The organism is Mycobacterium sp. TH-M15, from assembly GCF_057473705.1.
Map to the genome: position 1 here is coordinate 1 of NZ_JBYCLB010000350.1, position 10,838 is coordinate 10,838.

At 68.5% G+C, this 10,838-nt stretch carries 11 protein-coding genes; 4 read left to right on the forward strand and 7 right to left on the reverse strand.

Annotation, left to right across the window (positions count from 1 at the left end):
- The 4 genes from AC2VNT_RS08585 to AC2VNT_RS08600 form a co-directional block, all read left to right on the forward strand.
- The coding region (locus AC2VNT_RS08585; RefSeq protein ID WP_486946452.1) for a ferritin at window positions 1–312 on the forward strand (312 nt) is incomplete at its 5' end.
- A 116-nt stretch (window positions 313–428) separates the two neighbouring features.
- A complete protein-coding gene (locus AC2VNT_RS08590) occupies window positions 429–719 on the forward strand; it encodes a FeoA family protein (protein ID WP_486946453.1) in 291 nt (96 codons plus the stop codon).
- A complete protein-coding gene (gene feoB, locus AC2VNT_RS08595; RefSeq protein ID WP_486946454.1) occupies window positions 716–2,626 on the forward strand; it encodes a ferrous iron transporter B in 1,911 nt (636 codons plus the stop codon). Before AC2VNT_RS08590 ends, feoB begins: the two co-directional genes overlap by 4 nt.
- On the forward strand, window positions 2,623–3,192 hold the full coding sequence (locus AC2VNT_RS08600) for a NifU family protein (RefSeq protein WP_486946455.1): 570 nt from the start codon (window positions 2,623–2,625) through the stop codon (window positions 3,190–3,192). The genes feoB and AC2VNT_RS08600 overlap by 4 nt, the downstream gene beginning before the upstream one ends.
- 35 nt (window positions 3,193–3,227) lie before the next feature.
- Here the strand turns inward: AC2VNT_RS08600 and nuoN are convergent, their stop codons facing one another.
- From nuoN to AC2VNT_RS08635, 7 genes are all read right to left on the reverse strand, one after another.
- Window positions 3,228–4,835, reverse strand: coding sequence for an NADH-quinone oxidoreductase subunit NuoN (gene nuoN / locus AC2VNT_RS08605; RefSeq protein WP_486946456.1), 1,608 nt, complete (start codon window positions 4,833–4,835; stop codon window positions 3,228–3,230).
- 11 nt (window positions 4,836–4,846) lie between these two features.
- A complete protein-coding gene (locus AC2VNT_RS08610; RefSeq protein ID WP_486946457.1) occupies window positions 4,847–6,442 on the reverse strand; it encodes an NADH-quinone oxidoreductase subunit M in 1,596 nt (531 codons plus the stop codon).
- Window positions 6,439–8,361 (reverse strand): NADH-quinone oxidoreductase subunit L, encoded by a 1,923-nt coding sequence (nuoL, locus tag AC2VNT_RS08615; protein WP_486946462.1) that lies wholly within the window; start codon window positions 8,359–8,361, stop codon window positions 6,439–6,441. Before nuoL ends, AC2VNT_RS08610 begins: the two co-directional genes overlap by 4 nt.
- A gap of 42 nt (window positions 8,362–8,403) precedes the next feature.
- On the reverse strand, window positions 8,404–8,703 hold the full coding sequence (nuoK, locus tag AC2VNT_RS08620; RefSeq protein ID WP_486946458.1) for an NADH-quinone oxidoreductase subunit NuoK: 300 nt from the start codon (window positions 8,701–8,703) through the stop codon (window positions 8,404–8,406).
- Window positions 8,704–9,549 (reverse strand): NADH-quinone oxidoreductase subunit J, encoded by an 846-nt coding sequence (locus AC2VNT_RS08625; protein WP_486946459.1) that lies wholly within the window; start codon window positions 9,547–9,549, stop codon window positions 8,704–8,706.
- On the reverse strand, window positions 9,549–10,154 hold the full coding sequence (gene nuoI, locus AC2VNT_RS08630; RefSeq protein WP_486946460.1) for an NADH-quinone oxidoreductase subunit NuoI: 606 nt from the start codon (window positions 10,152–10,154) through the stop codon (window positions 9,549–9,551). The genes AC2VNT_RS08625 and nuoI overlap by 1 nt, the downstream gene beginning before the upstream one ends.
- The coding region (locus AC2VNT_RS08635) for a complex I subunit 1/NuoH family protein (RefSeq protein WP_486946461.1) at window positions 10,147–10,838 on the reverse strand (692 nt) is incomplete at its 5' end. The genes nuoI and AC2VNT_RS08635, both read right to left, overlap by 8 nt.

A 10,838-nucleotide genomic window follows, 5' to 3' on the forward strand; every position in this document is an offset into this window, starting at 1 on the left:
AAATACTTCATCGATCGCGATTTCGGGGTTACGATCCCGGGAGCCGACGAGGTCCGCAATCAGTTCGACGTCCCCCGCGATGCGCTGGCACTGGCGCTCGACCTGGAGCGCACGGTCACCAAACAAATCGGCGCCCTGGCGGCCACGGCCCGGGACGAGGGCGATCACCTCGGCGAGCAGTTGATGTGGTGGTTCCTCGGGGAGCAGGTCGAAGAGGAGGCGGTGATGACCACCTTGCTGAATGCCGCCGATCGTGCCGGCGACAATCTCTTCGACCTCGAAGAGTTCGTCGCCCGGGACATCAACGCGTAGCTCTGCAGACCGCAGCCGACCTACCGGCACCGCCGCCCCTGGCCCGGGCGGCGGTGCCGGCGGTGCCGGCGGTGGTGTAGGTTCGGCTGCCGACCACGCTCACCATCTAGGGAGTCATGCTCGATCGAGACCGAGACTCACATCGACCCGATTCGGTGGTCAGGCTGGCCCAGCTGGTGCCCGGCCAGCGGGCAACCGTCGTCGACGTGTCACCGGACGTGAACCCCGCGGTGACCCGTCGCCTGCAGCAACTGGGTTTTCGACGGGCTGCCCGGGTCGACGTGCTCCGGCGAGCGCCGCTGGGTGACCCGACGATCTACCGGGTGTGCGACACCGAGCTGTGCATTCGCCGACGCGAGGCGTTCTTGATCGAGGTGATCGAGGTGATCGAGGAAGCAGACCAATGACGTCCTGTCATGCCGACGGTGGTGCCGTCGCCGTCGCGGGTAGCCGGCGGGTCGCGCTGGTGGGCAGTCCGAACGCCGGTAAGACCAGTGTCTTCAACCAGCTGACCGGACTGCGCGCGAAGACCGGCAACTATCCGGGTGTCACCGTCGGGCGTAGCGTCGGTCTCACCAAGGGTGACGGCGGCGCGATCTCGGTGGAAGACCTCCCCGGCACCTACAGTCTCGACCCGATCAGCCCCGACGAGCAGGTGGCTGTCGATCTGCTCACCGGTGACCTCGACGGCATCGGCAGACCCGACGCGATCCTGCTGGTCGCCGACGTCACCACGTTGCGTCGCTCGATAACCCTGTTGGCACAGGTGCTCCGGCTCGACCTACCGTGCCTGCTGGTGCTCACCATGGGGGACGAATTGACCCTGCGCGGTGGGCGCGTTGACATCCACGCCCTCTCGATCGCGCTGGGCATTCCGGTCAGCGCGATCGTCGCGCACCGCGGTTCGGGAGTCAACGGCCTGCGCGCGCAGCTGAGGTCCATCGACCGGTGGCAACGGCCACCGGTTCTCCCTCCGTCCGATCACGCCGCCATCGATGCCTGGGCCACGTCGGTCCTCGATGCGGCTGGCTACGTTGCCCCACAACCAGATCAGCGGACCAGCCGGATCGACCGGTGGGTTTTGCATCCGCTGTGGGGGACGGCGATCTTTTTCCTGGTCATGTTCGCCTTCTTCCAGGCCATTTTCACCGTCGCCGCACCACTGCGGGATTGGATCGCCCAGGCGCTCACCTGGCTGGGCGGGCAAGCCACCCACCAGATCGCCAGCTCGGCCGTGGGCGGCCTGATCGGGAAGGGCATCATCGGCGGCGTCGGCACGGTTCTGCAGTTCATTCCGCAGATTGTGTTGCTGTTCCTGCTGATTGCGGTCCTGGAAAGCATCGGCTACATGTCGCGGGCGGCGTTCCTGATGGACCGGGTGATGGCGAAGGCCGGGCTGGAAGGCCGGGCCTTCGTGGCGCTGCTGTCGTCGTTCGCCTGTGCGATCCCGGGCATGATGGCCGCGCGAACCTTGCCGTCATCGCGTGACCGGATCGCCACCATCATCACCGCGCCGCTGATGACCTGTTCGGCGCGGCTTCCGGTGTACACCGTGCTGGTCGGTCTGCTTGTCGAGCCACGGGCACGGTGGTGGGGTCTGAGTGCGCAGGGCATCACCATGTTCGTGCTGTATCTCGGTGGTGGAACCGCCGCGCTGATCGCCGCGTGGGCGTTCAAAGCAACGATTCTGCGCAGCGACCTGTTGCCGTTCACGATGGAGCTCCCGCCGTATCGGTTCCCTTCCGCCAAATCGGTGGTCGTCGCGGCGTGGACTGCGGCGAAGATGTTCCTACGCAAGGCGGCAACTGTCATCTTGGCGGCTTCGCTGGTGTTGTGGGCGCTGCTCAATCTGCCGGCCCGAAGCGCGGAGACCGCGGGCCTGTCGGCGACCGAGGCCACCGCGTACGTCATGGACCACAGCTATGCCGCACACGTGGGCAGGGCGATCCAGCCGGTGTTCAAACCCCTCGGTTTCGACTGGCGCACCGACGTCGCCCTGGTCGGTGCCCTGTCGGCGCGTGAGGTGTTCGTGTCCACCCTCGGGGAGGTTGCCGCGGCCACGAACCCCGCTGATCCGCATGATGCGCTGGCGGTCCTGACCGACGATCGGGGGCATCGGGTCTTCACCGGGCCGACCGTCGTCGCGTTGCTGGCGTATTTCATGTTCGCACTTCAGTGCATGTCCACCGTCGCCGTGATGCGCCGGGAGACCAACTCGTGGCGGTGGCCGGCGTTCGCGTTCAGCTACATGTTCGTGCTCGCCTGGGCGGCGGCGTTCACGGCCCGCTGGATTGCGATCGGGATCGGCGGATGATCCCCGTCCACGCCACCGCGACCGCCAACCCGCAGCAGCTGCGGTGGGTGATCCCGCCCGCCCACCTGCCACCTAGCGGCACCGTCCGACAAGCACCGGGCCGGCTGGGTCTTTGGCTGGACCGCGGGGTAATCGGCGATCTGGTGGTGCGTGACGCCGATGTGTTGATCACCCTCAGCGCTGGCAACAGTTGGCGCGAGTTGGGCGATCGGATACGCGAAGCGCTCGGCGAGGCGCTGCTGGACTCGGCGGGTTGGCGGGTGGATTCACCGGCCAGTGGTGCGGGCCGGTTGGCGGAGATCGTCGAGGAACTGCTGGCCGGACAGATCGGCTCGTTGGCCGAGTCGCACGGCGGAGCAATCGAATTGGTATCGGTGACCGGACACAACGTGACGGTTCGAATGTCCGGGGCGTGCCACGGATGTCCGGCGTCCGGTTCGACGCTGCATCACAAGCTGCAGGCGGAATTGCGCCGTCGGGTCAGCGAGCAGGTTACCGTTACCGATGAAAGAGCCTCGGCATCAGTGCCGTTCGGTAAGAAGCTGCTGTCCGTGTTCACCCGCTGACAAGAACCCCGTGCCGAAACCGGATCGGCGGGCCGCTACCGAACGAATTGCGTTGCCGCGCCAGCCAGATCCAGCGCCGCCTGCGGGACGATACCGAGCAGCAGGGTGATCACCGCGCAGACAGCGATCGCCACCTTGCTCCATAGGCTGGGGATCAGCAGGTGCGGCGGATTAGCCGGCGAGTCGGTGAAGAACATCAACACGATCACCCGCACGTAGAAGTAGGCGGCCACCGCGCTCATCGTCACACCCAGGATCACCAGCGGCACCGCGTCGCCCTCGGCAGCGGCCTTGAAGACCGCGAACTTGCCGATGAACCCGCCGGTGAGCGGGATACCGGCGAAGCTCAGCAGGAACATCGAGAACAGCAGGCCGACAATCGGATAGCGCCGGCCCAGCCCGCCCCAGCGGGACATGTCCAGCTCCTCCTCGCTGCCGCCGTGCCGGATCAGGCTGACGATCGCGAACGCGCCGATGGTGGGGAAGCTGTAGGCGATCAGGTAGAACAGCGTCGAGGAGACCCCGGTCGGCACCGCGGCCAGCACACCGGTCAGGATGAAGCCGGCCTGGGAGATCGACGAGTAGGCGAGCATCCGCTTGATGCCGGTCTGGGTGATCGCGGCGATCGTGCCGACCACCATGGTCAGCACCGAGATCAGCCACAGCAGCGGTCGCCACTGGTCGTGCAGGGCCGGCAGCAGCACGTAGACGATGCGCAGCAGCGCCCCGAACGCGGCCACCTTGGTGGCCGCGGCCATGAACCCGGTGATCGGCGTCGGCGCCCCGACGTAGACGTCGGGGATCCAGGACTGGAACGGCACCGCGCCGATCTTGAAGAACAGGCCCACCAGCAGCAGCCCGACGCCGGCCAGCGCCATCAGGCCGCCCGGATGGTCGAGCAGGTCGCGCCCGACACCCGACACCGACAGCGAGCCGGTCACCCCGTAGAGCAGCGCCACCCCGAACAGGAACAGCGCCGAGGAGAACGCGCCCAGCAGGAAGTACTTCAGCGCCGCCTCCTGGGAGATCAGCCGACGGTTCCGGGCCAGCCCGCACAGCAGGTACAACGGCAGCGACAGCACCTCCAGCGCCACGAACATCGTCACCAGGTCGTTGGCGGCCGGGAACACCAGCATCCCGCCGGTGGTCAGCAGGATCAGCGGGAAGACCTCGGTCTGGGACACCCCGGCCCGGATCGCCTGGGTCTCGGCGGCGCTGCCCGGCACCGCGGCCGCCTGGGGGGTGAACGAGTCTAGCCCGCCGCGCCGGGCCCGCACCGCGGTGGCCGCGCCCGGGCCGTCCGGCGGGGCCGGCGGGTCGGCGTCGATGTTCCGCTCGGCGATGAAGATGACGGCCATCAGGGCGACCAGCAGCACGGTGCCCTGCAGCACCAGCGCCGGCCGATCGATGGCGACCGCGCCCAGCACCGCGGTCCGCCCGTCGCCCGGCACCTGGCGCGCCACCACGACCACGGCGATGAAGGCGGCGATCAGCCCACCGGCGGCCAGCACCGGCTGAACGGTCGAGCGGGGCCGACCGGACAGGAATGCCTCGCCGAGCACGCCGAGCAGCATCGTGCCGAAGACGATCAGCATCGGCAGCAGCAGGCCGTATTCGATGCTCGGGGTGGGCATTGAAGACACAGCGGATATCGTCACCGGGCCCCTTCCGCGGTCAGCGGCGCCGGGTCGGTCTGACCGATGGTGGTCATCGTGTGGTCGACGCCGGGGTTGATGATGTCCAGCACCGGTTTGGGGTAGAAGCCGAGGAACAGCAGCAGCGCGATCAGCGGGGCGACGACGACGACCTCGCGGGGCACCAGGTCGCGGATCCGCTCGTTGCCGTGGGTGACCGGGCCGGTCATCACCCGCTGGTAGAGCCAGAGCATGTAGACCGCCGACAGCACCACCGTGGTGGCGCCGATCACCGCGACCACCCAGTACCGGGGGAAGGTGCCCAGCAGCACCAGGAACTCGCTGACGAACGGCGCCAGCCCGGGCAGCGACAGGGTGGCCATCGCGGCGACCAGGAAGGTGCCGGCCAGCACCGGCGCCACCTTCTGCACCCCGCCGAAGGCGGCGATCGACCGGTTGCCGCCGCGCCGGGAGACCAGGAAGCCGGCGATCAGGAAGACCGCCGCGGTGGAGAGCCCGTGGTTGACCATGTACAGCGTCGAGCCGCTCTGGCCCTGGCTGGTCATCACGAAGATCCCCAGGATGATGAAGCCGAAGTGGGAGATCGAGGTGTAGGCGATCAGCCGCATGATGTCGGTCTGGCCGATCGCGACCATCGCGCCGTAGACCACCCCGACCAGGGCCAGCGCCACGATCGCCGGGCGGAAGTAGGTGGCCGCGTCCGGGAACATCATCAGGCAGTACCGCAGCATCCCGAAGGTGCCCACCTTGTCCATCACCGCCATCATCAGCACGGCGGTCGCCGGGGTCGCCTCCACCGCCGCGTCGGGCAGCCAGCGGTGCAGCGGCCAGAGCGGGGCTTTGACCGCGAACGCGAACATGAAGCCGAGGAACAACAGCTTGAGCACGCCGGGGTCGACCGTCGTAGAGTCGGGCGCGAACGCCGCGACCACCGTGCGGAAGTCGAAGGTGCCCCCGGAAGAGCCGCTGCCGTGCTGGGCGGTCACCACGTACACCCCGATCACCGCGGCCAGCATGATCAACCCGCCGAACAGGTTGTACAGCAGGAACTTCAGCGCGGCTTTTGACGCCGCGGAGTCCGCGTCGTCCGACCCGGCCCGGCGTCCCCTTCCGCCGAAGCCGCCGATCATGAAGTACATCGGGATCAGCATGGCCTCGAAGAACACGTAGAACAGCAGCACGTCCAGCGAGACCAGCGAGATCAGCACCATCGACTCGACGGTCAGCGTCAACGCCGCGTAGGCGTGCGCGCCGCGGGTGCGCAGGCCGCCGTCGTTCCAGCCGGCCAGCATCAGCAGCGGCACCAGCCCGGCGGTGAGCAGCGCCAGCACCACCGCGATGCCGTCCACGCCGAGCGTGTAGCCGGCGCCGAACGCCGGTATCCAGGAATGGGCCTCGACGAACTGGAACTGCGCGCCGGTGGCGGTGGAATCGAAGCCGACGGTGACCACGACGGCCAGTGCCAGGGTGCCGAGGCTCACCGCCAGACCGACCCACCTGGCCAGCCCTCGTGCGTCGGCCGGCAACAGGATGACGACCACGGCGCCGACCAGCGGCAGCAGCCACAGCAGGCTCAGCAGCGGGAGAGTGTTCACTGGGCCACCGCCATCACCACCGCGAAGATCAGCACCGTGCCGGCGAGCATGGCCAGCGCGTAGTTGCGGACGTAGCCGGTCTCCAGGCCGCGCAGCCAGTCCGAGCCACGGGCCACCAGCCGGGCCAGCCCGTTGACCGAGCCGTCCACCACGCGGTCGTCGACCTCGACCAGGGCGCGGGCCAGTTCGTCTCCGGGCCGCATGAACACCTCCTCGTTCAAGGCGTCGCCGTAGAGGAACTTGCGGGCGGCGACGGTTAGCGGTGAAACGTCGGCCGGAGCGGTCACCGGCACCGGCTTGCGGCCGTACATCCAGTAGGCCCCGACGGCGCCGATCGCCACCACGCCGAAGGTGACCAACGCGACGGCGTGGTTCGACACGAGATGGTGTGCCTCCGGTCTGCCCAGCGGGCTCACCACCGGCTCCAGCCAGCGCTCCAGCATCCCGCCGCCCATCATGAACACCCCGCCGGAGAACACCGCGCCGATGGCCAGCAGGATCATCGGCCAGGTCATCACCGGCGGCGCCTCGTGCGGATGTTGCAGCGCCCGCACCTCGGTGACCTCGACTTCGGTTGCCGCCCACCGCCGTTCTCCGTGGAAGGTCATCAACATCACCCGGGTCATGTAGAAGGCGGTGATGCCGGCGCCCAGCACCGCGGCGCCGCCCAGGATCGCGCCCCGGGTTCCGCCGACACCGAGCGTCGCCTCGATGATCGCGTCCTTGGTGAAGAAGCCGGCGAACGGCGGCACCCCGATGATCGCCAGGTAGCAGATCCCGAAGGTGACGAAGGTGACCGGCAGGAAGGCGCGCAGCGCGCCGTACCGGCGCATGTCCTGCTCGTCGTTCATCCCGTGCATCACCGCGCCGGAGCCGAGGAACAACCCGGCCTTGAAGAAGCCGTGCGCCAGCAGGTGCAGGATCGCCACCGCGTACCCGGCAGTGCCCAGCCCGGCGGCCAGCACCATGTAGCCGATCTGGCTGATCGTCGAGGCGGCCAGCGCGCGTTTGATGTCGTCGAGCGCACAGCCGATGATCGCCCCGAACAGCAGGGTGATCGCCCCGACGATCGCCACCACCAACCGGGCGTCCGGGGACAGGTCGTAGAGCGGGCCGGACCGCACGATCAGGTACACCCCGGCGGTCACCATGGTGGCGGCGTGGATCAGCGCCGACACCGGGGTGGGGCCCTCCATCGCGTCGAAGAGCCAGGCCTGCACCGGTAGCTGGGCGGACTTGGCGCAGGCGCCGAGCAGCAAAAGCAGGCCGATCGCGGTGAGCATGCCGCGCGGCGCCTGGGGTGCGGCGGCGAACACCCCTTCGAACTGCAGGGTGCCGAAGGTGGCGAACATCGCGAACATGGCCAGCGTGAAGCCGAAGTCGCCGACCCGGTTGGAGACGAACGCCTTCTTGCCGGCCGCCGCGGCGACCGGCTTCTCGAACCAGAAACCGATCAGCAGGTACGACGCCAGGCCGACGCCCTCCCAGCCGGTGTAGCAGCCCAGGTAGTTGTCGGAGACCACCAGCAGCAGCATCGCCGCCACGAACAGGTTCAGGTAGGCGAAGAACCGCCGCCGCTCGGTGTCGGCGGCCAGGTAGCCGATCGAGTAGATGTGGATCAGCGCCCCGACGCCGGTGATCAGCAGCACGAAGCAGATCGACAACGGGTCGATCAGGATGCCGAAGTCGACCCGCAGCTCGGCGACCGGCACCCAGGTGAACAGGTACGGGTGGATGGTCCGCTCGGCGACCGGCCGGCGCAGCAGTTCGGCCAGCAGCACCAGCCCGATCCCGAACGACGCCAGCACGGTGGCGCAGCCGACCAGGTGGCCCCACCGGTCACTGCGCCGGCCGGCGACCAGCAGGATCAACGACCCGGCGGCCGGCAGCGCCACCAGCAGCCAGCACAGGTGTGTCAGGTAAGTCTCAGGCACCGGAATTGTCAGCCTCCCAAAGCGTTCTCAGCCCCGCAGCAGGTTCGCGTCGTCGACGGACGTGGATCGGCGGGCCCGGAAGATCGTCATGATGATGGCCAGGCCGACCACCACCTCGCAGGCGGCGACGACCATGGTGAAGAACGCCACCATCTGGCCGTCGAGCCGGCCGTGCAGCCGGGCGAACGTGACGAACGCCAGGTTGGCCGCGTTGAGCATCAGCTCGATCGACATGAACATCACCAGCGCGTTGCGCCGCAGCAGCACCCCGGCCGCGCCGATGGTGAACAGCATCGCCGCCAGATACAGGTAGTTGGCTGGATTCATCTAGCGCTGCTCCTCGGTGGCCTGGTCGGCGATGATGCTGCGCTCCGCCTCGACGTGGCGCCGCTCGGCATCCTCGACGACCCGCTCGACGCTCGGTGCCCGGCCGGCGTCGCCGGTGTGGTCCACCCAGCGGTGCTGCAGGGTGTCGGAGACCGACAGCTCCGAGTAGGACCCGTCGGGCAGCAGCGCGGCGATGTCGACGGCGTTGTGCCGCGCGTACACCCCCGGCGTCGGCATCGGGGTGACGTGCCGGCCGAGCTGGAAGCGCCGGATCGACAGCTCCCGCTGGGTCAGCCGAGGGGTGAGCCGCTCCCGGTGTGCCAGCACCATCGCGCCGAGCACCGCGGTGACCAGCAGCGCACCGGTCAGCTCGAACGCCCACAGGTAGCGGGTGAAGATCAGCGCCGCCAGGCCTTCGACGTTACCGCCGGCGTTTGCCTGGCTCAGCCCGGTGAAGGACAGGCCGGCGCTGCCGATGGCGCCGATCAGCAGCACGCCGAACCCGATCCCGGCGGCCGCGGAGGCGACCCGCTGCCCGCGCAGCGTCTCGACCAGCGAGTCCGCCGAATCCACCCCGATCAGCATCATCACGAACAGGAACAGCATCATCACCGCACCGGTGTAGACGACGACCTGCACCACGCCGAGGAACATCGCGTCCTGCATGAAGTAGAAGACCGCCAGGATCAGCATCGTCATCGCCAGGAAGAGCGCCGAATACACCGCTTTGGCGGCCGCCACCACGCCCAGCCCGCCGATCAGCGCCAGCGCACCCAGCAGCCAGAACGTCACCGCCTCCCCGGTCGAGGTGCGGGCGAGGACGTCGGTGGCCAACACGGTGGTCATCAGGATTTGCCCTGTTTCTTCCGGTCCAGCAGCACGAACAGGTCCGGATTGTCGGCCAGCCCGTCGGCGGTGACATTGCCCAGGTAGTAGTCCTTGTCGGTGGCCCCGGGCGGCATCGGGTGCGGCGGGGCCGTCATGCCCGGCTCCAGCGGGGCCAGCAACTGGTCGCGCTCCCAGATCATCTCCGCCCGGTTGTCGGCGGCCATCTCGTACTCGTTGGTCATGGTCAGCGCGCGGGTCGGGCAGGCCTCGATGCACAGCCCGCAGCCGATGCAGCGCAGGTAGTTGATCTGGTAGACCCGGCCGTAGCGTTCGCCGGGGGAGTACCGCTCCTCGTCGGTGTTGTCGGCGGCCTCCACGTAGATGGCGTCGGCCGGGCACGCCCAGGCGCACAGCTCGCAGCCGATGCACTTCTCCAGGCCGTCCGGGTGCCGGTTGAGTTGGTGCCGGCCGTGATAGCGGGGCGCGGTCGGTTTCTTGTGCTCCGGGTAGCCGTCGTTGATCGGCTTCTTGAACATCGTCCGCCAGGTCACACCGAAGCCGGCCATGGCCTCCCGGAAGGTGCTCCGACGCCGCTCGCCGGGATCGACATCGAAGTCAGCCACGGACTTCCTCCTTCGTGACCCGGGCCGGCAGGCCGGCCGCCGGCTGACGCGACGGCAGCGGCGGGGTCGGGAACCCGCCGTCGGTGATCGCGGCCGGGCCGGGCGCCGGAGCCTTTTCGGCCGGCGCGGTCATCCGGTGCGGATGGCCGCTGATCAGGCTGAATCGTCGATGCAGCCAGACCACCAGCACCAGGCTGGTGAGCACGCTGATCGCGATCAGCACCGCGTCCGCGTGCGGGTAGCCGCCGTTGCGCAGGCTGCGCATCGCCGCGGCGACGATCACCCAGGCCAGCGCCAGCGGAATCAGGATCTTCCAGCCCAGCGCCATGAACTGGTCGTAGCGCAGCCGCGGCAGGGTGGCGCGAAGCCAGATATAGACGAAGATGAAGCCCCACACCTTGACGGTGAACCACACCAGCGGCCACCAGCCGGTGTTGGCGCCGGCCCAGATGCTCAGCGGCCACGGAGCCTGCCAGCCGCCGAAGAACAGCGTGACCGCCAGCGCGGAGACCGTGGTCACGTTGATGTACTCGGCCAGGAAGAACAGCGCGAACTTCAGCGACGAGTACTCGGTGTGGAATCCGCCGACCAGCTCGCCTTCGGCCTCGGGCAGGTCGAACGGCGCCCGGTTTGTCTCGCCGACCATCGAGGTGAGGTAGACCAGGAAGACCGGCATCAGCAGCA

What these genes read in the sequence shown, in the direction of transcription:
- nuoK (WP_486946458.1), bottom strand. Translation starts at nt 8,703, where the DNA reads ATGAATCCAGCCAACTACCTGTATCTGGCGGCGATGCTGTTCACCATC.
- AC2VNT_RS08590 (WP_486946453.1), top strand. Translation starts at nt 429, where the DNA reads ATGCTCGATCGAGACCGAGACTCACATCGACCCGATTCGGTGGTCAGG.
- AC2VNT_RS08625 (WP_486946459.1), bottom strand. Translation starts at nt 9,549, where the DNA reads ATGACCACCGTGTTGGCCACCGACGTCCTCGCCCGCACCTCGACCGGG.
- feoB (WP_486946454.1), top strand. Translation starts at nt 716, where the DNA reads ATGACGTCCTGTCATGCCGACGGTGGTGCCGTCGCCGTCGCGGGTAGC.
- AC2VNT_RS08600 (WP_486946455.1), top strand. Translation starts at nt 2,623, where the DNA reads ATGATCCCCGTCCACGCCACCGCGACCGCCAACCCGCAGCAGCTGCGG.